The 23,833-nt window shown below is 42.1% G+C and carries 18 protein-coding genes and 1 tRNA gene; 4 read left to right on the plus strand and 15 right to left on the minus strand.

The window, feature by feature from the left end:
* Positions 1–14: 14 nt before the first annotated feature.
* From DW036_RS00870 to DW036_RS00895, 6 genes are all read right to left on the minus strand, one after another.
* Positions 15–620 (minus strand): lysine exporter LysO family protein, encoded by a 606-nt coding sequence (locus DW036_RS00870; RefSeq protein WP_007210896.1) that lies wholly within the window; start codon positions 618–620, stop codon positions 15–17.
* Positions 617–895, minus strand: a complete 279-nt coding sequence (locus DW036_RS00875) for a LysO family transporter (protein ID WP_118460566.1) — start codon at positions 893–895, stop codon at positions 617–619. Before DW036_RS00875 ends, DW036_RS00870 begins: the two co-directional genes overlap by 4 nt.
* 108 nt (positions 896–1,003) lie before the next feature.
* On the minus strand, positions 1,004–2,548 hold the full coding sequence (locus DW036_RS00880) for a RagB/SusD family nutrient uptake outer membrane protein (RefSeq protein ID WP_118460568.1): 1,545 nt from the start codon (positions 2,546–2,548) through the stop codon (positions 1,004–1,006).
* A gap of 20 nt (positions 2,549–2,568) precedes the next feature.
* Complete coding sequence (locus DW036_RS00885; protein ID WP_118460570.1) at positions 2,569–5,691, minus strand: TonB-dependent receptor; 3,123 nt, start codon at positions 5,689–5,691, stop codon at positions 2,569–2,571.
* A 39-nt stretch (positions 5,692–5,730) separates the two neighbouring features.
* Positions 5,731–7,440 carry a hypothetical protein gene (locus DW036_RS00890; protein ID WP_118460572.1) on the minus strand — a complete coding sequence of 570 codons (1,710 nt, stop codon included), beginning with the start codon at positions 7,438–7,440 and terminating at the stop codon, positions 5,731–5,733.
* A gap of 219 nt (positions 7,441–7,659) precedes the next feature.
* Positions 7,660–9,282: a tetratricopeptide repeat protein gene (locus DW036_RS00895; protein ID WP_118461138.1), complete on the minus strand. Its 1,623-nt coding sequence runs from the start codon at positions 9,280–9,282 to the stop codon at positions 7,660–7,662.
* A gap of 95 nt (positions 9,283–9,377) precedes the next feature.
* On the opposite strand from DW036_RS00895, the gene DW036_RS00900 reads away from it, so the two are divergent.
* The gene (locus DW036_RS00900) at positions 9,378–9,983 is read left to right on the plus strand and encodes a ribonuclease HII (protein WP_118460574.1); all 606 of its coding nucleotides are present in this window, start codon (positions 9,378–9,380) and stop codon (positions 9,981–9,983) included.
* Here DW036_RS00900 and DW036_RS00905 read toward each other — a convergent pair whose 3' ends face one another.
* On the minus strand, positions 9,984–11,540 hold the full coding sequence (locus DW036_RS00905; protein ID WP_233560201.1) for a PQQ-like beta-propeller repeat protein: 1,557 nt from the start codon (positions 11,538–11,540) through the stop codon (positions 9,984–9,986).
* Positions 11,541–11,817: 277 nt separating this feature from the next.
* Positions 11,818–12,744, minus strand: coding sequence for a magnesium transporter CorA family protein (locus tag DW036_RS00910; RefSeq protein ID WP_118461140.1), 927 nt, complete (start codon positions 12,742–12,744; stop codon positions 11,818–11,820).
* Between the two features lie 276 nt (positions 12,745–13,020).
* Between DW036_RS00910 and gpmI the strand changes: the two genes are divergently transcribed.
* Together gpmI and DW036_RS00920 are read left to right on the plus strand one after the other, a co-directional pair.
* A complete protein-coding gene (gene gpmI, locus DW036_RS00915) occupies positions 13,021–14,535 on the plus strand; it encodes a 2,3-bisphosphoglycerate-independent phosphoglycerate mutase (RefSeq protein ID WP_118460578.1) in 1,515 nt (504 codons plus the stop codon).
* A gap of 69 nt (positions 14,536–14,604) precedes the next feature.
* Positions 14,605–15,186: a DUF3109 family protein gene (locus DW036_RS00920; RefSeq protein WP_118460580.1), complete on the plus strand. Its 582-nt coding sequence runs from the start codon at positions 14,605–14,607 to the stop codon at positions 15,184–15,186.
* A 251-nt stretch (positions 15,187–15,437) separates the two neighbouring features.
* Here DW036_RS00920 and gyrB read toward each other — a convergent pair whose 3' ends face one another.
* From gyrB to DW036_RS00935, 3 genes are all read right to left on the minus strand, one after another.
* Positions 15,438–17,399 (minus strand): DNA topoisomerase (ATP-hydrolyzing) subunit B, encoded by a 1,962-nt coding sequence (gene gyrB / locus DW036_RS00925; RefSeq protein WP_118460582.1) that lies wholly within the window; start codon positions 17,397–17,399, stop codon positions 15,438–15,440.
* Positions 17,400–17,609: 210 nt separating this feature from the next.
* Positions 17,610–17,864 carry a 30S ribosomal protein S20 gene (rpsT, locus tag DW036_RS00930; protein ID WP_007660764.1) on the minus strand — a complete coding sequence of 85 codons (255 nt, stop codon included), beginning with the start codon at positions 17,862–17,864 and terminating at the stop codon, positions 17,610–17,612.
* A gap of 40 nt (positions 17,865–17,904) precedes the next feature.
* A tRNA-Glu gene (locus tag DW036_RS00935) sits at positions 17,905–17,976 on the minus strand.
* A gap of 286 nt (positions 17,977–18,262) precedes the next feature.
* Here DW036_RS00935 and recO point away from each other — a divergent pair.
* A complete protein-coding gene (gene recO / locus DW036_RS00940) occupies positions 18,263–18,997 on the plus strand; it encodes a DNA repair protein RecO (RefSeq protein WP_118460584.1) in 735 nt (244 codons plus the stop codon).
* A gap of 106 nt (positions 18,998–19,103) precedes the next feature.
* On the opposite strand, the gene DW036_RS00945 is transcribed toward recO, so the two are convergent.
* The 4 genes from DW036_RS00945 to ftsA all read right to left on the minus strand — a co-directional run bounded on the left by DW036_RS00945 (position 19,104) and on the right by ftsA (position 23,811).
* Positions 19,104–20,354, minus strand: a complete 1,251-nt coding sequence (locus DW036_RS00945) for an acyloxyacyl hydrolase (RefSeq protein ID WP_118460586.1) — start codon at positions 20,352–20,354, stop codon at positions 19,104–19,106.
* A gap of 201 nt (positions 20,355–20,555) precedes the next feature.
* On the minus strand, positions 20,556–21,005 hold the full coding sequence (locus DW036_RS00950) for a GatB/YqeY domain-containing protein (protein ID WP_021968176.1): 450 nt from the start codon (positions 21,003–21,005) through the stop codon (positions 20,556–20,558).
* 41 nt (positions 21,006–21,046) lie between these two features.
* Positions 21,047–22,366, minus strand: coding sequence for a cell division protein FtsZ (gene ftsZ, locus DW036_RS00955; protein WP_118460588.1), 1,320 nt, complete (start codon positions 22,364–22,366; stop codon positions 21,047–21,049).
* A 20-nt stretch (positions 22,367–22,386) separates the two neighbouring features.
* Positions 22,387–23,811, minus strand: coding sequence for a cell division protein FtsA (ftsA, locus tag DW036_RS00960; RefSeq protein ID WP_118460590.1), 1,425 nt, complete (start codon positions 23,809–23,811; stop codon positions 22,387–22,389).
* Positions 23,812–23,833: the final 22 nt, after the last annotated feature.

The following is a 23,833-nucleotide window of genomic DNA, read 5'->3' on the forward strand; positions in this document are numbered from 1 at the left end:
AGTTCAAAACAATATTAAATTGAACAAAACAGTGTCACAAGGAACGGAACGCTGAAATCCACCACAAATCCGTGGAAGATGGAGACAACTACAAATTGTTGTCCGGCCGTTCGTGTAATGATGGGCAGTGTGGTGTCCATCGTAGTTGCCCCTCCGGCAGAGATAGGAGCGAGGTTGCCGAACCAGCGCACCAGTAACGGTGCCGCCAGTAAGGTCAGAATCTCGCGGCTGATGTTGGCGAGCAGGGCAATTGTTCCTAATTCAGCTCCTTTATATTCGGTAATGAAGATACTGGAGAGTGAATAGTAACCGAAGCCCGAACCTACAGCCAGGCAATCTGTCAGGGAACGGTGTGTCAGTATCAGGCTGACTGCGGCAGAACCTGCCAACGTGCCCAGAATGGTCATGATAGGCAGGAATATCAACCGTGGATTGAGTGAACGGAAGTTTTTCAACGTTTGCGGGTCATTGCCTACACTTAGCCCTACACTGAACATCAGTGCGCAAAGTGCATAAAAGCTGACTTTACTATCTACTACGATGTCGATAGGTATCAGGTGAAAGACTCCGCAGAGCGTACCCAGCACAAAAAAGCCGACTATGATAAGACTTCCTTTCATGCCCGGCCTCCTTTCCGTTTGTATAAGGCCCTCCACAGAGCCCAAGCGGCAATCACACTTCCCAGAGTTCCACCTATGGTGAGTATGACGGCTTCAAGGCCAATGGTGTGCAGTCCTTTGATAATCTGCTCGTTTCCTCCCACTTCAATGCCGAGAATGAAGAGCAGTACCCAGATCAACACTGTGATAACTTTATGTATTTTACTTAAATTCCGTTTCCGTAAGAGGTAGCCCAGCAGCATTCCTGTGAGCATCAGTCCGATAATTGTAAACATATCTATGTCGTTTTTGAGGGCAAAGATAAAGCTTTCAGGATAAACAAGACGGTATTCATAGGTACAAATACCGTCTTGTCATTCATATAAGATTAAGAGAGAATTATATTAATTACTTTCCTCAGTTGTTAAACCGCTTAAGGCACTGTTCGCTTTAATTTCAGATTGAGGAATCGGGTAGAATGAATGTTTTTCAGCACTGAATGTTGTGCGTCCTGCAGCGTGTAAAGCGACATCCAGTTTGCCCCAACGGCGTAGATCATAGAAACGCCATGCTTCAAGTGGAAATTCAATCATACGTTCATGCTCAATCTGTGCCTGTACATTTTCTTGTGATGTACCTTTCATTTCCGGCATATCGCCATGTACTTTACGCACTTCATTGATAATTGGAATGGCTTGTTCAGGGTGTCCTTGTAGATTTAGAACTTCAGCTTTCATTAATAATACGTTGGCATATCGCATTAACGGAAGATTAATGGCAGTATAATTTTCAAGAAGTTCATTGATTGTAGGAGGCAGATATTTTCTGAATGCAGGTTTGTTGTAGGCAATGCCATCATCTCCAGAGAATACGTCGTCATAGTCGTATCCATATACTTTACCTGTTCCGTCATTGAAGTAGTCACATTGGAAAAACATGGTCTGATACATACGTGTATCATATAATCCGGTAGTAGCAATCTCACCTTCTTTCTTGAACTCGTTGATTAGCTGGTCGCTTGGGTACATTTCTTCCCATCCACTTAACTCATAAGTTGCTATAAACTTATGAACTTGGTGTTTATAATAAGCGCCACCATCACTGTTCATTGTAAATTGAAGTTCGAAGACAGATTCTTTGCAGTTCTTGTTACTTCCGTCGAACATGCTGATAAATTTTTTCTCCAGTTCATATCCTTTGACTTCACTGAATGCTGCTAAAGCCTCGCGAAGGTATTCATCTTTTTTAGCTGTTTCCTCATAGGCTCTTGTAAGGTAAGCAAATCCCAGATAGGCATAGGCAGCCCCACAAGTAGCACGTCCAGCATTCTCGCTGGGGTGGCTTGAAGGTAATTTCGTTGCTCTTTTCAAGTCTTCGATAATGAAATCCCAAGCAGCTTCACGGGAAGAAAGTGGCTTATTTAGATTGCTGGCATCTACATACTTATCACTGATGATGATTTCTTTCCAGTTCAGAATGAGTTTCAAATGATAATAAGCACGAAGGAAATAGGCCTCATTGAGGATTTGTTGACGCATATCTTCTGTGATTTTTCCTTCTGGAACTTCCGGAACCTTAGTAATAACCTGGTTTGCATAGTTAGCTCCTTTGTAGTTGTTACTCCAGTAAAGCGAAATCTGCGAACTGCCTTGGTTAAAGGTAAAGTTATAATATTCCAGCATATAAGCCCAGTTGTAAACATCAGGACCAACTTTCAGAATATCTTCCCGGAATGATTCAACTGGAAACTTAACTTCAGACATCTGCCAACTGCTTATGGAGTATTCGAGTTGTGAGTAGGCTGCACTCAGTCCGGATAAAGCGTCTGCCTCATCTCTCCAAAATTTGTCGGAGGTCAATTGGTCGGGAGACTCTACCGACAAGAAATCATCGCATGCACTGAATAAAGTTGTGAATGCCAATGCTGCTATATATATATATTTCTTCATAATGATCTGTTTTTAAGAATTTAGAATGTTAATTGTAATCCTATTACATAAGATTTGGTGAATGGATATGTTAGATTATCCACACCGGTATTCAATACGGAAGAACGTGAGAATTCAGGGTCAATGCCGCTATAATCGGTAATAGTAAATAAGTTTTCACCACTAACATATATTCTCAACTTCTCTATCTGTATCTTTTTCAACAGAGATGTGGGTAGATTGTAACCCAGTTGTAATTGACGACAACGAACAAAGTTTCCGTTTTCCAGGAAGCGGGTTGATTCGCGTGAATTTCTATTCGGGTCTCCTAACACTGCGCGCGGCATAGAAGTACTGTGATTGCTATCTGTCCATGCATTCAATGTTGTTTTGAAGAAGTTGGATGGACTGCTCATTCCTTCAAAATAGAAACGATTGGCATTGTACAATTTATGTCCCCATCCACTACCCAAAAGCATAGAGAAATCAAATCCTTTGTAGCTGATTCCAAGGTTTAAATTAGCTTCTAATTTGGGGATACCGGAACCGCTGTAGATTTTATCATCTTCATCAATTTCTCCATTGCCATCTATATCTCTGAAGCGTACATCACCTGGTACAGCATCTGGCTGAATAACTTTTCCTTCAGCATTTTTATAGTTATTAATTTCATCTTGACTTTGGAAAATACCATCCATTTGGTAGAGATAGTAGGCTCCGATAGGTTTACCAACCGTTGCTTTAGTTACATAGTGATCGTCATAGTTGACACCATCTCCATTGATTTCCTGATTGGCATCAGCCAGTGAAACCACGCGATTGCGAGTTGTGGAAAGGTTTAGTCCTACGTTATATTCAACTTCTTTACCGATTTTGTCGTTCCAGTTCAATTCCAACTCAAAACCGGTATTTTTGATTTTGCCTACATTCATTGTTGGGCTCCATAAACCAGAGGAAGGGGGCAGCACTTTAGTGATAAGTAGGTCACTGGTTTGGTTGTGGTAATAATTCAAAGCACCGGTCAGTTTGTTGCTGAACATACCAAAATCAACGCCGATATTTTTTGTGTCAGTGGTTTCCCATTGTAATTCATTATTGGCTAACTCCGGTGCAATACTGCCTGCCCATGGGCTGGCACCGGTTCCTTGCACATATCCGTAAGCCATCCAGTTTTCTGTATAGATTAGAGATTGGAAGCCATAGTATCCTAAAGCGTTTTCATTACCAAGGCGTCCCCAACTGGCACGTAGTTTAAGATTATTGATGAACGAATCTTTTGGAAAAAATTCCTCTTCACTGATTCTCCACCCCAAAGCAACAGAAGGGAAACATCCCCAACGGTTGTCTTTACCGAATTTGGAAGAACCGTCATAACGCATGGTTGCCTGCAGTAAATACTTGCCTGCGTAAGAATAGTTTATACGACCAAAGAAAGAGGCACGGTTATAAGTGTATTTGGTACCACTACCATCGAATGTTCCTCCGATTCCACCGTTGATTGTAGTAAATGAAGGATCCAGGAAACCAGCTGCTTCTTCACGCGTAATCAATTGGCCGTCTTTAACTTCATAGACCGTTTTCTTTCCTTCAATGATAATTTTATTCCAAGTCTGCTTTTCAGTGGTGATAGAACTACCCACCATTGCGTTGACACTGTGCTTACCAAACTCTTTATTAAAACTCAATACGTTATCGATCACCTGCTGTTCCCAATAGGAAGAATATTCGCTGTTGATAGGGTATTTAGTTGGCATCTTAGGATCAGCAATGTAATCAGGTTTGTGTGAAGTATTGCGTTCATGTACACCACGATACGAATAGCTGGTTTTGAAGTTCAGCCATGGAGTGAAGTTAATGGTTACTGCAATATTAGCATTGGTATCAAAAGACTTGTTGACTGCATCAATATAATGATTATCAGCAATCACATTGCGATTGTTAGGCAAGGTATTAAAGTTGGTCAGACCAAAACCATATTCATTGTTTTCATCATAGATAGGCACCAATGGAGAAATCATGTACATCTCTTTGAGTGAATACTGAGGCATACGTCCTTTGGTATATTTGAATGCAAAGTTGGCGTCAAAGTCAAAAATACTTTTTGTCATGTATAGTTTGGAACGTGCACTTTCTTGACGATAACTGTTGCCAATAAAAATTCCTTTTTCATCGGAGTGATTGTACGAAATGGAGTAACGCGCATTGTCCGATCCGCCACGTACACTTATCATATAGTTCTGAGCTAATCCATTTTGTAATACTGCATCTTGCCAGTCGGTATCTATAGAACTTGGGGTTGTGATATATGCAGGATAATTAGCTTGTTCCGGCGCATATTTGTTATAGTTGTCATACATCTGTTTGTGTACTTGAATGTATTCGCTACTATTTAAGACATCCATTGTCTTTGCTACTTTCGTAAAGTTCAAATAAGAGGAAAAGTCAATTTTCATATCTCCTTTTTTACCATTCTTTGTAGTAACGATGATAACGCCATTAGCTGCCACGGAGCCATATATAGCTGCTGCCGCACCGTCTTTTAGAACTTCCATTGACTCTATGTCTTGTGGACTTACTGTAGATATATCACCTGGGAATCCGTCAATTACGTACAAAGGTTCGTTGTTGCCAAACGATTTGATACCACGAATTTTTACTTGTACGCCAGCACCTGCATAACCTCCAGCCTTTTGAATGTTTACGCCTGCTATTTTTCCTTGTAAAGCTTCTGCAGGGTTAGTGGTGGCGCGGCTTGACAGCTGGTCTACATCAACAGATGAAATAGCACCTGTCATATCGCTTTTCTTCATTGTACCATAACCTATAACAACCACCTCGTCCAGCATTTCGGCATCATCTTTCAAAGTTACTTTCAATACTTTCTGGCCTTTCAGCAGAACTTCTTGAGCTACATAACCCACATAAGAGATTACCATTGTCGCATTAGGAGCAACAGTCAGTGAAAAATTACCGTCGATGTCGGTAATACAACCATTAGTTGTACCTTTTTCCAAAACACTGGCACCAATGAGGGTTTCTCCTTTGGTATCAGTTACTGTACCGGTTAATTGGATAGTTTGCGCTAAAGAATATAGCGGTACCAAACATGTGATGAGCAAAGTGAGTAAGAAAACTCTTTGCAATTGGACATACTTTTTACTCATGTGTGTAATAATTTAAAGTTAATATATGTATCGTTGTTATTAATAGTTTGTTACTGTATATGAGATATCTCCATACAATTCTTTATTAAATTTGAAATCTTGTGGATTCCACTCTAATTTGGGCGCAAAAGTTTTTGTAAGTACAATAGTATCATTTACGCTATTGTTGACATATAATGTTGTAGTGGCTTTAATTAAAGTATTATAATGTATTCCAACACTCCCATATAAACTTACATGTTTAGCATTGGGTATAAATAATATACGTGGAACAGTGACAGGCTCTGGACCTATTTGTTTAGGCTTTTCTATCTGAAATTTATCATAAAAATTAGTGATTTCATAATAATTCTCATAAATGAGATTACCTTTTCCACTTGTGATAGAAAATTTAAATCCTTCAGCAAGGCTGCCATGCGGGTAATTTTCAACTTCTTCAGGCAATGGATTTGTTGAATAACATTTTAGATTGCAATTATATGAGCTTAAATAATCTATAATGTCGGGATTCATTATATAGTCATATTTATAATTTGTTCCTTGTAATTGATCTCCTTGCATTTTCCATAGATGAAATATTGTAGGTTTATATTCTCCCCATGAAAGTAATTTTGCTGTTGTCATAAAATATATTGTAGGCTGTTCACTCAAATTCCATACCCCTAATGTAATACCCAATGCAGATTTAGAGAGGTTAAGATTAGCTGGGACAAGCCCGCCTGTAACTTCAGTGTTGATTGTTCCTGATATTTCTGCTGTTCCATTGGTTGTGAACTGCAAGTCGTAATTTAGAGCCTGTTCTTTGTTGAAACGTCCAATAAATGAACTAAATAGCTGATTTATTCCTCCTTTAACAATAGCCGATACTCCTCCTTTTACAATGTCACCAGCGGCATTTAAAACTTTTGTTGCGAATTTCTTATCTTGAGCTTCTTTTTTCAGAAAGGATAGTGCTTCATCTCCAGCGGCTTTTGCCAAGCCCTTTATTGGTCCGCTGGTAGGATTGGACGATGTTGTGGTAACAATTGTTCCTTTAGAAGAAGAACCAAAACTTCCGGTTAATTTAATGTCTGAGCTTGTTCGACTTACAGGATTAACTGTTAATTCTCCATTAGTAAACTGAGGATCATAGGCTAACTCTACTTGAAAACAGTTCCAACCTTGTACAAACCCTTTGGCATCAGTTGATGTTATGTTAGTACAATATAGATCTTGCGTTTGATAAATTCCATTGATAGGGTCAGCAATTTCTCCTGTAAAAGCAAATAATCTTTGAGGTACATCTATGTGTAGATGCCAAATACCATAGTTGGATTGCGCAGCACCATTACTTAAATAGTAAAAGACTTTGAGTACTCCTGTGTATTTGTTATAGAAAAACATATAATTATTATTGCTTCCCCAATTACCATTAACTGTATATTTTAATAGCATCCATCCATTTTCGGCTTTAATGTCGTGTCTAACTTGTGCAGGAATATTGGATGATACTATCGTATTGGCCCACGGTACTGCAACAGAATCTTGTCCTATTACTCCGGAAGATAGTCTCACTTTTTCCCATTTTTCCCAATTAGGGATAGTAGTACTTCTTGTTTTAGCGAAAAGAGAATAAGGATAGATTCCATCTGTGATGGGTTCTATCACTTCGAAAACATGAGTGGATGTCTCAGCTGTTTTCAGGACTTCATCATTGCAACTATAGAATAAGACTGCAATGACAAGCATCAATAAAATTTTAGTGTTCATTTGAATTGGTTTTAAGGTTAATGAAAATGTTTTTCAGCTGCAAATAAATGATTATAAACAGTGAAAAAACAATTATTTAACCCTACAAATGACCTACAATAACCTTTTCTTGTGGATTATTTAATCTACAGTTGGAATCATAAAGTGTTGTTGAATAGTATTTTAGCTTATTTGCGGCTATCTACAAATAGCTATATGGAGAATATGGTTAGAAAATCTTTAAATATCTTGTAAATATTCGGTTAAATCCATTTTAGATGGAAGATTCAAAGCTTTGCGCAATCGGTAACGATTCATGTTGATGGTCTTGGGATTGGTGCCAGTGATCATGGAGATCTCTTTGGTAGATAAGTTCACGCGCAATAAGGTTGCCAGGTATTTTTCACCTTGCGTTAGTTCGGGGTGTTTTAGAATAAGTCTTTCAATGAATTCTTTATTCTTTTCCTCAATATTTAGCAGTAATGTATTATTGGTTTTATCTCCGCTTTGATATTGACTGATAAAAGCATTTACTTTCTTTAAGTGGGGAACAAGCGCTTGATTATCCATTCTATATCCTTCCTTAATCATCTCTCGTATTTTATCCAGCAATTCATTACGGCTTCTGAGGAATACGGCAAAGCTGGTTACTTCCTGTTGACTGTTGTCCAAGGCACTCTGTACATTTTGCAATTCCAATTCCTGTTGGTGCAGTTTCAATTCGGATATTTCTCGTTGTGACAGTTCCAACTGATAACGGGCTTCTACCAGCTGAAGACCTTTTCTGCGTTTATACCATTTATATAAGAATATACTGAAGGCTAAGCCAAGAACAAGTATACTGCCCAAAAGCCATAGGTTGCGCTTTAGTAGTTCTATCTTATAAGTTTGCTCTTGCATTTCGGTAGCATATTTCTGATCCTGATATCTTTTATAAGAGATTTCCTGCTCGATATTGCGTAGTTTGTTGCTACTTTGTAGCTCCTTGCTTAAAGCATACATTTGACTGAGCCGTTTATAGGCTTGGTCATAATCACCTATGGCAGCATATACCCAGGATGAATATTCGTAATAATCACAAATCAATTCCTTGGCACCAATGTTGCGGGCGTACTCATAGGCCTTTTGCAGAGCTTCCAGAGCTTTGGAGTATTGCTCACCAAAATAATATTGTTTGCCCATATTGTTGTAATTCTCTCCCAACGACCATTGTGCATCCAGATTTTTATTGATAGCTATGGCTTCCTGGATGAGAGATAGTTTCTTTTCCGTATCTCCCTGATATAGACATAAATTATTCAGGTTGGTAGCAATTTCTTTTAAGTTTCGTTGGGCGCGGTTGATAGTCAGTGCCCGTTGAAGGAATCTTTCAGCTACCAGAAATTCATCGAGTAGGTAATGCATGACTCCACGCTCATTATAACATCCTGCCACCGAAGCCGAATCTCCTAAAGACTTGAAAATAGAGGTTGCTTTATCATTCAGTTCTATTCCTTTGTTATAATCGCCCAACTTGCTATATACACGTCCCATGAGTGAATAGAGCTGGGCCGTTTGTCGTTTGTTTGCCGGATTGATATATCTCTGTGTATCATATAAATTTTTGATACTTAAATCGAAGTTTCCCAGCAGTTGTTCTGCCTGGCAATGGAGTATCATAGCTTGCGCACGGGTTTCATTGGGTGCATCTTCAGGAAATAAGGCAGCAGCCTGGGCTGCATAGTATGATGCTTGCTTGGGATTACTGAACAGGGCATTTTGAGCTTGCTCCAGTAAAGTCTGGGCTTGTTTGTTATCTTGAGCCTGTAAGGGGATCGTGGTTAATAGGAAAACTGTAGATAGTAGATACAGTGCTTGCTTCATAGTATATTGTTGTTTCTGCAAATGTAATTATTTTCCTTTAAAAGTCCGGTTTGCTTTCAAAAAGATTTATCTTTGTGGCTCTAAATTAATGCTATATGCTATTGCCTTATTTGAATGAAGATCTGATTGAAGCCGGTTGTGATGAAGCCGGTCGTGGTTGCCTGGCAGGTGCTGTGTATGCTGCTGCTGTGATTCTTCCCAAAGATTTCAAGAATGAACTACTGAATGATTCCAAACAGTTGACGGAACACCAGCGTTATGCTTTGCGCGAAGTGATTGAGAAAGAAGCACTGGCGTGGGCGGTAGGTATCGTATCTCCCGAAGAAATCGATAAGATTAATATTCTGAACGCTTCTTTCCTTGCCATGCATCGTGCCGTAGATCAATTGCAGATGCGTCCGCAGCATCTGCTTATAGATGGCAACCGTTTCAAGAAATATCAGGATCTTCCGCATACCACGGTGATTAAAGGCGACGGCAAATACCTTTCCATTGCAGCGGCTTCTGTGCTTGCCAAAACCTATCGTGATGATTATATGAACCGTCTTCACGAAGAATTTCCATATTATGACTGGGACCATAACAAAGGCTACCCCACGAAGAAACATCGTGCGGCCATCTCTGAACGTGGAACTACGCCTTATCACCGCATGACATTCAATCTGTTGGGTGACGGGCAGTTAGCGCTTGATTTCAAGTGATTATTCTATCGCTTCATCCAGATCGATAAACAGGAATTGGTTTTTATCGTTAAGTAACAGCAACTTATTACCAATCACCTGTCCCTTCTTGAAATCTGTTTGAAGATGGGCTACAGGCATTCCCATTTCATGGATGAACCAATAGTCTCCACGATTGCCGATACATAAATAATCTTTTAGTTGGATACTGGGACTGTAAATCCGTTCCCGTTCGTAGGTTTTGCCAATATTCAAGTCCTTGTCTACTTCATAGATGGCTCCCTGATCATTATATACCAGGCAATGTTCCCCATTGTAGGCGAGCGACTGGAAAGCTGTTGTATCTTTGTTGGCTGCATAGAATGTACCGGGCAGCATCGCTTCCAGCTTTCCGTATTGCTTGGTGTCCCAAGGTACAATATTTACGACGGAATCCATCAGTTCCTGATAAGCCATTCCATCATCGAATAGCATATAGAGTGCATCATCAGTTCGCAGGGCATCTTCAATCATATCTTTCTTTACGCTTAGTTGGTTGAAGAAGATTTCTTCTCCGTTTAGCAAGTTATAACAAGCTATAAATGGACGTCCGTATTTCCTGCGAGTTGTGCCTTCGCGTAATCCGTAGCCGTAATTCAACATGAATAACTTGCCATCTTGTACGAAAAGCCGGGAGCGGGAAGCTTTCACATCAGGAAACTCTGTTTGCCACACTACGTTGAAAGCTGTGTCCATACAGGAGATGTGTTGACGGTCTGCCCAGTAATAAAGTGAATCTTGGGACAGTATATTGGAAGTCAACCCCGTGATTGTATTATTGGCAATGGGAACATAGCTGTAATAATAGGCACCACCGGTTGCTACGCCACTGGCTACTCCGACTGCTACAGCGGCTAATCCTTGCAACAATGCCGCCTTTGTATCATGAGCTCCCGGTTTTCCCGGATAGGTCAGTAACTCTCCGGTCATGAAATCCAGCTTATGCAATGCATCCGCTACAATCAGGCGTTTATTTTGTTCCAGATCAAGAACTTCGTTCCAACCGTATTGATGAGGTATTTTGTTTTCCCACAAATCGTTACCGAATTTCAAGTTGACAGCGCGGAGTTTGTTGGAGGTAGGGGAGTTATAACCTAAGACCAATCCCAATGAATCGTCCACATATACCGGAAATAAATTAGCTTCCCATCTCTTTGCCCCTGTTTCTCTACTGAGCAATGATATCTTGCTGCCGATTTCAGTTATCAAGACCCCTTCCGAAAGACAGGTTATCCGTGATTTGCTGAAGTCAATCGGCTGTTTCCATAGGAGCTGACTGCTCTTTGTGTCATAGAAACCTATTTCTCCTTTATTCTTCAGATACTTGCCGCTTTTAGTGGTTTCCCTGAAACTGACGCAGAGATAATCGCCTTTATCACTCATGGAGAAAGTTTCCACCCGCTGCGGAAAAGTGTAGCACTGTGCTTTTAAGTCCGTTCCGTCCGCTTTTTTTCCTACAATGATGGTTTCGGATTGAGCATAAGAGATTGATGCCATGAGGAGCAGGCATACAAGCATTAGGTTCCTGTGTATTTTCATGTTCATTGACTTATTTGGCGCAAACATACATATTATTTGCGAAATCTGACCAAAAAGAGGAAAGTATTATTCTTATATTGAAGAATGGTTATATCTGATTCCAATTGATACGCAAGTGAAGTGAAGGAAATATACGAAGCTGAAAGACAAAACTGACGTTGCATTAGGTAAAGTGTCTTTCTTAGTACACAAAGAAAGACACTGCTATGAATTGTTGCAAACATTTTGAAGAATGTTGATGATGCTGACGACTTCTGGATGGACAGCTTCATGAAACTTAGAACCACTTAATCTTCCTGAACCAGATAAATGTTCCTGCCGATAATATTACGGATATCAGGATAATGAATATGAAGGCATAGGGGAAACCTTCCAGGTGAATATCCACATTCATGCCGTAGAAACTGGCTATCAATGTTGGTATCATGAGCGTGATGGAAAGGCTTGTCATACGTTTCATGATGGCATTGACGTTGTTGGAGATAATAGAAGCAAAAGCATCCATTGTTCCCGTAAGGATGTCACTGTAGATATTTACAGTATTATATGCCTGCTTTAGTTCAATGATTACATCTTCCAATAGCTCCATATCCAGATAATCAGTGTCCTGAAAGATATTTTTCAGGCGGCCGATCATCACTTCGTTCCCACGAATGGAGGTATTGAAGTAGACAAGAGTCTTCTGTAACTTCATCAGACGGAGCAAGTCTTCATTGCGGATACTCTTTTCCAGTTCTTTTTCCGCATTGGCTACATCATTGTTTATCTGTTTCAGATACTTCAGAAACCAGACGGCGGAAGAGTAAATCATCCGCAGAATCAAGTCCAGCTTATTGTTCACTACGATACCTTTGCGACGTGTATGTTGGATAAAATCTGAGATGAGTTCAGTCTTGTGGTAACATACCGATACGATAATTTCATTATTGGTAATGATACCTATTGGCACGGTGATAAAGGGAATGCCATGCTGACTGCTCTGCATCGGGATACGCAGGATGGTGAGCAACCAGTTGCCTTCTGTTTCCGTACGCGGGCGTTCGTCCGCATCGGCGATATCTTCCAAAAAAGATTCCGGAACTTTCAACTCTTGGGTGAGGAAATCAAAATCATTGTCATCGGGGCATTCAACGTTTACCCAGCTATTGGGCATCCATTGCTGCTTTTCTATAAAGCCGGCTTCAGAATAAAGATACGTTCTCATCGTAATGGCCTCCTTTCTTTTAGGTACGAACAGAAGCATTGCGAGCAACGTCTTCCGGTTCGCTTTAATTATAAATACTGTTGCACGTTCCTGGGTTTGAATCGTCCATATTTCTTGTTTTTTGTTTTTTAAAGCGCGACAAAAGTACATAAATCATTTGAAACAGTACGCTTTAACCGTGCTTTTTTGTACCTTTGCAGCCGGAAAAATCGTTCTCTCTGATAAAGAACGTTTTTGCTGAGGTGAAAGATTGTACATTTAAAATCAATTAATATTATGAGTAAGAAAGCCCTTTTAATGATTCTTGATGGCTGGGGTATCGGCGATCAGGGTAAAGATGACGTGATTTTCAATACACCTACTCCGTACTGGGACAGTCTGCTGGCAACATATCCTCACTCACAGCTTCAGGCAAGCGGTGAAAATGTAGGTTTGCCCGACGGTCAGATGGGTAACTCGGAAGTAGGACACCTTAATATTGGCGCCGGACGTATCGTATACCAGGATCTGGTAAAGATCAACCGTGCATGTGCCGACAATAGCATTCTGAAGAATCCGGGAATCGTCTCCGCCTTTACTTATGCCAAAGAAAACGGCAAGAATGTTCACTTCATGGGATTGACTTCCAACGGTGGTGTGCACAGCTCCTTCGACCACTTATTCAAACTTTGCGATATTGCCAAAGAATATGGTGTGGATAATACTTTTGTTCACTGCTTCATGGATGGCCGTGATACCGACCCGAAGAGCGGCAAGGGCTTTATTGAACAACTGACCGCTCATTGTGAAAAGTCGGCAGGCAAGATTGCTTCTATTGTTGGTCGTTTCTATGCAATGGACCGTGACAAGCGTTGGGAACGTGTGAAAGTGGCTTATGACTTGCTGGTAAACGGCGAAGGTAAAGTTGCCACCGATATGGTTCAGGCTATGCAGGAATCTTATGACGAAGGTGTGACGGACGAATTCATCAAGCCGATTGTAAATGGTAACTTCGACGGAACCATTAAGGAAGGTGATGTAGTTATCTTCTTCAACTATCGTAACGACCGTGCGAAAGAGTTGACCGTAGTGCTGACTCAACAAGATATGCCGGAACAGGGCATGCACATCATTCCGGGCTTGCAATACTACTGCATGACTCCGTATGATGCATCTTTCAAAGGCGTACATGTTCTTTTCGATAAGGAAAATGTTCAGAATACATTGGGAGAATATCTGGCAGCTCAAGGCAAGACTCAATTGCACATTGCTGAAACGGAAAAGTATGCTCACGTAACTTTCTTCTTCAACGGTGGTCGTGAAACTCCGTATGACGCTGAAGAACGCATCCTGGTTCCTTCTCCGAAAGTAGCTACTTATGATCTGAAACCGGAAATGAGTGCTTACGAAGTAAAGGATAAATTGGTGGAAGCTATCAACACTCAGAAGTTCGATTTCATTGTTGTGAACTATGCTAACGGTGATATGGTAGGACATACCGGTATTTATGGCGCTATCGAGAAAGCTGTAAAAGCTATCGACGAATGTGTGAAAGATACGGTAGAGGCTGCTAAAGCCAACGATTATGAAGTAATCATCATCGCTGACCACGGCAATGCGGATCATGCACTGAACGAAGACGGCACTCCGAATACGGCTCATTCATTGAATCCGGTTCCTTTTGTTTATGTAACAGAGAATAAAGGTGCTAAGGTTGAGAATGGTGTTTTAGCGGATGTTGCTCCTTCTATTTTGCACATTCTGGGTATGGCACAGCCGGTTGAAATGAATGGTAAAGTACTGATCAAGTAAATAGTTATAACTATATAAGTAAAGGCGGGGGGGGACTCCGCCTTTATCTTTTCTAATCTTAGATTGAAGATGATACAGATAGGTGATGTAGTGGTGAGTTTTGATGTGCTACGTGAGAAGTTCCTTTGTGATCTGAGTGCTTGTAAGGGTGCCTGTTGCATTGAAGGCGATGCTGGTGCTCCCGTAGAATTGGATGAGATTGAAAAACTGGAAGAAGTACTTCCGGTAATTTGGGATGAACTCTCGCCTGAAGCGCGTGTTGTATTAGAGAAGCAAGGAGTTGCTTATACCGATTGCGAAGGTGATCTGGTTACTTCTATTGTTAATAATAAAGATTGTGTCTTTACTTGCTATGATGAGAAAGGATGTTGTTATTGTGCCATAGAAAAGGCTTACCGGGACGGAAAGACAGACTTCTACAAACCAGTTTCCTGCCATTTGTATCCGATCAGGGTCGGGAATTACGGAGTTTATAAGACAGTGAACTATAATCGTTGGGATGTGTGCAAAGCCGCCGTATTGCTGGGGCAGAAAGAGAATCTGCCGGTATACAAGTTTCTGAAGGAACCATTGATACGTAAGTTCGGTGAAGACTGGTATGCTGAGCTGGAATTGGTGGCAGAAGAGATGAAGAAACAGAATATGTTGTAGATATCATATAGAATCCGCCTCATGAAGCGAAGTAAATCGTCTCGTGAGCTGAAAAAATCCGTCCTGTGAGGTGAAAATATCTATCCCGCGGGACGGATTTTTCTATCTCGTGAGATGAAAAGAAAAACGCCGGGCAACAGGATTTTCCTGTCCGCCCGGCGTTTCTTCGTTGTAAGATGTGAGGTTGGTTAATAAAAACGTGTTATCCAGTGACTAATCACTAATGGTTAATCATTAGTCATTGTTTTTTCTTATGCATCGATATTTGCATACGTTGCATTCTTTTCGATAAATTCACGGCGCGGTCCTACGTCTTCGCCCATCAGCATGGAGAATATGTAATCTGCTTCGGCAGCATTTTCAATGCTTACCTGCTTCAACATACGGTGTTCCGGATTCATAGTCGTACTCCACAACTGTTCCGGGTTCATTTCACCCAAACCTTTGTATCGTTGTGTGTGTACGGCACTTTCTGATCCGCCTCCATAGGTATCGATAAACTTCTGGCGTTGTTGATCCGTCCAGCAATATTCCTCCACTTTACCTTTCTTACAGAGATAGAGGGGTGGGGTAGCAATATACAGATATCCGTTCTGAATAATTTGCGGGAAGTAACGGAAGAAGAGTGTCATGATCAGTGTGTCGATGTGAGAACCATCGACGTCGGCATCGGTCATGATGATAACCTTCTTGTAACGCAACTTATCGATATTTGCTTCCTTGCTGTCTTCAGTGTTTACGCCGAAACGAATACCCAGTGCCTGGATGATATTGTTTACTTCGTCACTTTCGAACGCCTTGTGCCACATGGCCTTTTCCACGTTCAGGATTTTACCACGAAGCGGGAGAATAGCCTGGAACCTACGGTCGCGGCCTTGTTTTGCAGAACCACCTGCCGAGTCACCCTCGACGAGGAACAATTCGCATTCGTCCGCATCCTTGCTTGAACAGTCAGCCAGTTTACCGGGCATACCGCCACCGGACATCGGTGATTTGCGTTGTACGGATTCGCGTGCCTTACGTGCGGCAACACGTGCCTGGGCAGCCAGAATCACTTTGTCTACCACCATCTTCGCTTCTTTCGGATGCTCTTCCAGATAGTAGTTCAGAGCTTCACCTACAGCTTGGTCTACAGCTCCCATCACTTCGCTGTTTCCGAGCTTCGTCTTGGTCTGGCCTTCAAACTGTGGTTCCTGTACCTTGATAGAGATAACAGCCGTCAGACCTTCGCGGAAGTCGTCGCCTGCAATTTCCACTTTAGCTTTCTCCAACATCTTGTTGTCATCGGCATATTTCTTCAGCGTACGGGTCAGTGCGCGGCGGAAACCTGCAAGGTGTGTACCACCTTCGATGGTATTGATGTTGTTTACATAAGAATGGATATTTTCGTTATAAGACGTATTGTACATGATAGCTACTTCCACTGGTGTACCTTGTTTCTCTGTGTTGATGTAGATAACATCATTCACCAGGTGCTCGCGGGAAGAGTCGATGTAGCGAACGAATTCCTTCAGACCTTCTTCTGAATAGAATACTTCCATCTTTGCATTATTCTCTTCATCTTTTACGCGAAGGTCAGTCAAAGTAATCTTGATACCGGCATTCAGGTAAGCTAACTCGCGCATGCGGGTGGCGAGGATTTCGTAATTGTAAACCGTTTCTGTGAAGATAGTATTGTCCGGCCAGAATTGCTGACGCGTACCTGTAATATCACTTGTGCCGATTTCTTTCACCGGATACAACGGATGACCGCATTCATATTCCTGTTGGTAGATCTTTCCGTTACGGAAAACCTGTGTAGTCATGTGTGTAGACAGAGCGTTTACACAGGATACACCTACACCGTGCAAACCGCCGGATACTTTGTAAGAACCCTTATCGAATTTACCACCGGCATGCAGTACGGTCATAACTACTTCCAGGGCTGACTTCTGTTCCTTTTCGTGGAAGTCAACCGGAATACCACGTCCGTTGTCCTGTACAGTGATAGAGTTGTCTTCGTTGATGGTTACTTCAATGTGGTCGCAATAGCCGGCGAGAGCTTCGTCGATAGAGTTATCCACAACTTCATAAACCAGGTGGTGAAGTCCTTTCGTACTAATGTCACCAATATACATTGCAGGGCGCTTTCTAACGGCTTCCAAACCTTCCAGAACCTGGATGTTTTCGGCTGAATAGTTCCCGCTATTGGAGTTAATCTGTTCTTCAGTCATAATCTAATTTCCTTATTCAAATAACAGAGCAAATATAGTGAAAATTCGTGAGATACGAAACTAAACCGAGTGATAAATTTCATTCGTTTACAGCTTTTTAGCTTCTTCCGGAAGGTGTTTGGAGTAGGGGAGATAAATATGTCGTATGCAGAAAAGGTCGGACTAAAAAGTCCGACCTTTCGATATTTCTTTTGTGTAATATTAATTAGCTTATCCTAGCTTATTAATATAAAGAGCCAACTTAGATTTCAAGTTGCTTGCTTTGTTCTTGTGGATTACATTGGTTTTAGCCAATTTGTCCAACATCTTAGTTATACCCGGATACATTGCAGTAGCTTCTGCTTTGTCGGTTGTAGAACGAAGCTTTCTAACAGCATTTCTCATGGTTTTACCATAATATCTGTTATGAAGTCTTCTGGTCTCTTCTTGTCTGATTCTTTTCAGTGATGATTTGTGATTTGCCATCTCGACTAATCTTTTTTTAATTCGTTTATTTTTTTAATTGTAGCCCGTGGGGGAATCGAACCCCCCTTTCAAGAATGAAAATCTTGCGTCCTAACCGATAGACGAACGGGCCATCCTTTGGTGAGCATTTCTGCTCTTGCAGAGAGATTATCTCTCGTTTGCGGTTGCAAATGTAGGGACTATTTTTGAATTGGCAAAATAATCATGAGAAAAAAATAAAGGAATATGTCGGACTTATTCTAGTGTTTGTGGTTTATTGTCTGAATATCAGCAGAATAAAAGCTTTCGTTTTTTTACTTGTCTGCCTGCATTTTTTTATTTATCCGCGTTTTATCCCTGCTGTTTCCGTCTTTTTTCGTAGTTTTGTTACCGGATTGAAACCAAAATAGTAAGTGCGGATGTTACAGAAAACGCTGGGGATTGTGCTGCATACCCTGAAATATAACGATACTTCCCTTATTGCAGACATTTATACAGAGGTGGTCGGGCGTGCTTCGTTCATCGTAAAGATTCCCCGTTCGCGAAAGGCTGCGGTGAAACCGGTATTGTTCCAACCATTGGCTTTGGTGGAATTGGAAGCTGATTTCCGTCCGAATGCCAGTATATATAAGATAACGGAAGCGAAGTCTTTCTATCCGTTTTCTTCTATTCCTTATGATCCGTATAAGTCTTCCATTGCACTTTTCCTGGCGGAATTTCTCTATCGGGCAGTGCGTGAGGAGGCTGAAAACCATCCGTTGTTTGCTTACTTGCAGCATTCTATTATTTGGCTGGATGAATGCCGTGATAATTTTGCGAACTTCCATTTGGTATTTCTGATGCGCTTATCCCGCTTCTTGGGATTGTATCCTAATCTGGAAGATTATCATAAAGGCGATTATTTTGATATGCTGAATGCTTGTTTTACTCCTCTGCGACCGCAACTCCATTCTTCTTATATACTTCCGGAGGAAGCCTCACGGTTGATAATGCTGATGCGCATGAATTATGAAACAATGCATCTCTTTGCCATGAACCGCGCCGAACGTACTCGCTGCCTTACAATAATGAATGAATATTATCGCCTCCACTTGCCTGACTTTCCTGTATTAAAGTCTCTTGAGGTGTTGAAGGAGCTCTTTGATACGGATTAATAAATCCTTTGACGCGGAACAATGAGCCCTTTCCTGCATATCTTACTGACCCTTGATGCAAAAGATGTGTTAGGGATATGGGGAAGCCCCCTGGACATGGTGCGTTTTATCTTCTGTGAAAGGTAGGATACTTGTTATTGAAGCGGAAGCCGATACCCATCATCAGATAATTCGGGTCACTGAAGTTCTTCAGGTTATACCCGATATGCAGATAAGAACTGCGGGTCATCTCCACTTTGAGTGTCAATACCTGGTAGATACCTTTATGGTCACCGCCACCGTGCAGCACATTGGCTCCGATGCCCACACCTACTGTGAAGTAAGGCATTACATATTCTGCACGTCCGGAAATACCTAAAGCTAACTGTTTTTCCAATGAAGGTTTGTAGCATTCATTGCCGTTTCCAGGGATAGTGTAGACATTGGAACTGGCATCATATACGCCATCCAGTGATACACCTGTGCGGAATTTATATCCGATGTTATACATAGGTGCGAAATTGAAACCAAGCACAGTATAGGCATCTGGTGAAGCAATTTGTCCGCTTCCTACCCATACTCCTTTCCGTCTCCATGAACCGAACAGGGTTAAGTCGTAGCTGAGGTATCGTGAGAACTTTGGAATAGGAGCTTTATATAGAGGCTTGGTGAGTGCATCTTTAGGTCTGTTGAAGTTGTAGATAACCCCTACTTTTAGGCCCATTGTATTGAGGCCGGCATTGGGAAATTTAGTATTACCGTTGGAGAAATGGGTACCCGTAACTCCGGCAACCAAGTCGATTTCCCGTGAAACCATCCAGTTGAATTGTATGCCCGCATTGATATAGGCATTTGCTTTTGAACCGATCACACTGTTGTGAGGGTTGGTGTAGTCGTCATAGGGTTTCCATCCCAATGATAAGCCGAAGTTCCATTCGTAATTGAGTGATAGCCGCGAAGTAATACGGGCAATACGTGCTCCCTGATAGAGGTAAATGGCAATCGGATTTCCTAATTCTTCTTTGCTTCCGAAATCGTAATAGCCTAAGCCTATACCTTGGTAGGCACTACCATAAATCCGGTCGGCGCAAGTATTGGGCTTAAATTGGAATGAATATTTCAAGTGGGCTGAATAACCCCATTCGTAAGGCTTCCATTGTGAGTTATCTCCTGCCAGAAAAGAACTGGTCTGGAAAATGTATCCCGGGCGGTATTCTACTCCCAGTCTGTGAATAAAGCGTTTGGCGAAGTAACCTGTATCCGGCTTGTATCCCGGTATGCTATCTTGCGCCCGGTTCTTTGCATGAGCAACGTCAGACAAGAAAAACATTGTCCCCACAAGGACTATTAATTTCCATATCTTTATATTGCTTTTCATGATATTGTGCCAGAATTCTAGTTTTATTATTATGCGGGGATATTCCCTTAAAATGCGTGGCAAATATAACGATAGTATTTGAATTAAAAATTATGATACTCAATAAAATGCAAAAAGAAGCCGTGTTTTTGGGAGATAGAAGTTGATTCGTCTTCTTCTATCTCCCGAAAACACGGCCAATGACGGTGACAAAGCGGGAGATTATCCCAGCAATTCTTTTACTTTGGCGGAGATGGCACGTCCTTCGGCAAGTCCGGCAAGCTTCTTGGAAGCAACCCCCATTACCTTACCCATATCTTTACCACTGGTAGCACCTGTTTCGGCAATAATTTCTTTCAAGGCAGCTTCCAACTCTTCGGCTGACATTTGTTTGGGCAGATAGACCTCAATCACCTTTACCTGTGCCAGTTCTTCGTCTGCCAAGTCCTGGCGACCTTGCTGGATGTATATTTCAGCTGCATCTTTGCCTTGTTTCATGAGCTTCTGCATAATTTTCAATGCAGCATCGTCAGTCAGAGTATCGTTAGCTCCCGGAGCTGTTTTTGCTTCCAGGAATACTTTCTTGATGTTTCTCAGTGTTTCGAGAGCCACTTTGTCTTTGGCTTTCATTGCGGTTTTAATGTCTTCGCTGACTCTTTCAAATAAATCCATAATACTATTTATTATTTTACTATTTACATTTAATCTGTAGCTTAGAAAGTAATCACACCTCCCAAGTCTTCACCTCCCTGTGCTTTTTCCGTAGCTATCTGCCCTTCGGTAGCGGCTTTGGTTTTGATGGTACTCAAAGTACTCTTATCGCGCAGATACGTCGGTGAACTTTCTACCATACTGATAATGTCGGCATTGTCCAGGTCTTCCGGGTTGAAGATATAGATATGGCGACGTTTGCGGATATTTTTGCTACCGATGCCACTGGCACTTTCACCATAGGCTTTGCGGATACGTTCTTTATTCTTTTCTTTTTCTTCTTCAAGCTGAAGCTGGCGTTCTTCCTCTTCCTGGCTGCGCTTTTCGAGTACGCTGTCCATACCGGGAACATCTTCCACACCGAAACCGGTGGCAAGTACGGTAATCTTGACTCTGCCTTCCAGTGTGTTGTCCATAGCTACACCCCAGATCACCTCTACACCTTCGCGGAATTTGCTCATGAACTCGTGAATCTCGTTCATTTCTTCCATCATCAGCTCGGAACTTTCGCAGAAGGATACATTCAGCATCACCTTCTTGGCATTGAAGATGTCATTGTTGTTCAGTAGCGGAGAGTGCAGGGCATCGTCGATAGCTTTGGTCACACGACTTTCACCTTCGCCGAAACCTGTACTCATGATAGCCACACCACCATCTTTGAGGATGGTTTTCACATCTGCAAAGTCAAGGTTCACCGTTCCGCGCATGGTGATAATCTCGGCAATACTTTTGGCGGCGATAGACAATGTATCGTCTGCCTTGCCGAAAGCATTCATGAACGTAAGGTCGGAATATATCTCGCGCAGGCGTTCGTTATTGATAACCAGCAGGGCATCTACATGTTGGGCGATACGCTCCACACCGTCCAGTGCCTGAATAATCTTCTTTTCACCTTCGAAGATGAAAGGTATGGTGACGATACCGACCGTAAGGATGTCCATTTCTTTGGCTATGCGGGCTATGACGGGAGCAGCGCCCGTACCTGTTCCGCCACCCATTCCGGCAGTAATGAATACCATTTTTGTACCGTCGTTCAGTAGCGCTTTGATTTCTTCACTACTTTCTTCGGCAGCTTCGCGGGCACGTTCGGGACGGTTTCCGGCACCTAGTCCCTCGGTGATAGAACGTCCCAGTTGCAATTTCACGGGGACGGGAGACTCTTTCAACGCTTGGTTGTCTGTGTTGCACAGAACGAACGTCACGTCGTGTATGCCTTCCCGGTACATGTGGTTCACAGCGTTACCACCACCACCACCTACACCAATCACTTTGATGATCTTCGGTGAGTCTGTCGGGAAATCGAATTGTACTATATCGTCCATAGTTCCTTATTTTATTAAGTTTATTTCAAATCGTCATCCGAGAAAATTTCATTGGAAAGCTTGTTGAAAGTCTTTTCAAACCAGCTGGGACCTTCTTTCTTCTTTTTCTTTTTCTCTTCTTTCTCTTTACGCTCTTTCTCCTTACGTTCCCGTTCGCGACGTTCTTTCTCTTCCTTGTCACGTTGAGCCTTGGCAGCGCGGGCGGCGGCTTCCTGTTCTTTCAGGGCTTCATCATCGCCGAACATATCGACGGGTTGTTTCGGAACAGCCGTCGTCGTAACAGCGGGTTTCACTTCTTGCAGACAGCAGTTCTCATTTCCTGCAGCAAGCAGTCCGAGCAGGGTATTCTGCATACAGTCTTTCTTCAGCACATCGTTGAAGCCGTGGATGTTGTTATGAACAAATTTGGTGGTCTTCACTTTCTCAACCTTGCTACGTTTACGGAACGCTTCTTCCAGGTTTTTCAGGTTGGCACCTCCACCAGTGAAGATGATACCGGATAATAGCTTATCCTCGTATCCTGACAGTTGAAGTTGGTTCCATACATTGGCAAGGATTTCTTCGGCGCGTGCATCGATGATATCATTTAATACGTTAAGTTCGATGTTGCGACCGTCTTCCAAAGTACAGACTGCGGGTGTTTCTGTTTCCTCTTCTTCGTAGAGCATATCACCGTACTTCTTTTTCAGTTGTTCAGCTTCAGCCTCTTCCATTTGCAGGGCAGTGATGTCACGGGTAATATTGTTTCCACCCAGTGGCAATACACTGAGGAAGCGGAGCATGTTATTTTTATAAACCGATACAGTCGTTGTATCCGCACCGAAATCCACCAATGCACAACCCGAACGCATCTCACTTTCCGTCAGCACGGCATTCGCCAATGCTATCGGAGCGATGAGCAGGTCGGCTATTTCTATCTTAGCCTGTTCAAAGCTGTGCTCCAGATTCTTCTTAAGTGAAGCACGGGCCACAATATTCAGGAAGTTTCCTGTGATACGCTTGCCTGCCACACCTACCGGGTCGGCTTGAAGGTTATTGTCTATTTTATATTCCTGCGGGGCGACATCCAGCACACTCATGTCCATCAGGGGGACTTCGAGGTTTTCGTCGCTGATAGCGTCTACCAACTCTTGTGAGATAATCCCTTCCTCTTCCAGCACACGGCTTACCGCATTCTTTACCGTGCGCAAAGACTGTCCGCCAATGCCTACGTATACTTTGGCAATGGAGTTGTTCAACTGGCTTTCCAGCTTGTTGATGATGGAAGTCAGAGCCTGTGCGGTCTTATCAATGTTGTAGATGACTCCTTTATGGATAAAAGAAGCGGCATCTTCACGCGCATAAGCCAGCACTTGTATGCTTCCGTCACTGTTCTTCTTTCCTGCGATACCGGAAATCTTGGAAGAACTCAACTCGATAGCGGCGATAAATTCTGTTGTTGCCATATCTTTTCTATTAATTATATTT

It is taken from the genome of Bacteroides sp. AF39-11AC, from assembly GCF_003474285.1.
Lineage (GTDB): Bacteria > Bacteroidota > Bacteroidia > Bacteroidales > Bacteroidaceae > Bacteroides.

Coding starts and splice junctions, on each gene's coding strand:
- DW036_RS00870 (WP_007210896.1), bottom strand. CDS start 620: ATGAAAGGAAGTCTTATCATAGTCGGCTTTTTTGTGCTGGGTACGCTC.
- DW036_RS00875 (WP_118460566.1), bottom strand. CDS start 895: ATGTTTACAATTATCGGACTGATGCTCACAGGAATGCTGCTGGGCTAC.
- DW036_RS00880 (WP_118460568.1), bottom strand. CDS start 2,548: ATGAAGAAATATATATATATAGCAGCATTGGCATTCACAACTTTATTC.
- DW036_RS00885 (WP_118460570.1), bottom strand. CDS start 5,691: ATGAGTAAAAAGTATGTCCAATTGCAAAGAGTTTTCTTACTCACTTTG.
- DW036_RS00890 (WP_118460572.1), bottom strand. CDS start 7,440: ATGAACACTAAAATTTTATTGATGCTTGTCATTGCAGTCTTATTCTAT.
- DW036_RS00895 (WP_118461138.1), bottom strand. CDS start 9,282: ATGAAGCAAGCACTGTATCTACTATCTACAGTTTTCCTATTAACCACG.
- DW036_RS00900 (WP_118460574.1), top strand. CDS start 9,378: ATGCTATTGCCTTATTTGAATGAAGATCTGATTGAAGCCGGTTGTGAT.
- DW036_RS00905 (WP_233560201.1), bottom strand. CDS start 11,540: ATGAAAATACACAGGAACCTAATGCTTGTATGCCTGCTCCTCATGGCA.
- DW036_RS00910 (WP_118461140.1), bottom strand. CDS start 12,744: ATGAGAACGTATCTTTATTCTGAAGCCGGCTTTATAGAAAAGCAGCAA.
- gpmI (WP_118460578.1), top strand. CDS start 13,021: ATGAGTAAGAAAGCCCTTTTAATGATTCTTGATGGCTGGGGTATCGGC.
- DW036_RS00920 (WP_118460580.1), top strand. CDS start 14,605: ATGATACAGATAGGTGATGTAGTGGTGAGTTTTGATGTGCTACGTGAG.
- gyrB (WP_118460582.1), bottom strand. CDS start 17,399: ATGACTGAAGAACAGATTAACTCCAATAGCGGGAACTATTCAGCCGAA.
- rpsT (WP_007660764.1), bottom strand. CDS start 17,864: ATGGCAAATCACAAATCATCACTGAAAAGAATCAGACAAGAAGAGACC.
- recO (WP_118460584.1), top strand. CDS start 18,263: ATGTTACAGAAAACGCTGGGGATTGTGCTGCATACCCTGAAATATAAC.
- DW036_RS00945 (WP_118460586.1), bottom strand. CDS start 20,354: ATGAAAAGCAATATAAAGATATGGAAATTAATAGTCCTTGTGGGGACA.
- DW036_RS00950 (WP_021968176.1), bottom strand. CDS start 21,005: ATGGATTTATTTGAAAGAGTCAGCGAAGACATTAAAACCGCAATGAAA.
- ftsZ (WP_118460588.1), bottom strand. CDS start 22,366: ATGGACGATATAGTACAATTCGATTTCCCGACAGACTCACCGAAGATC.
- ftsA (WP_118460590.1), bottom strand. CDS start 23,811: ATGGCAACAACAGAATTTATCGCCGCTATCGAGTTGAGTTCTTCCAAG.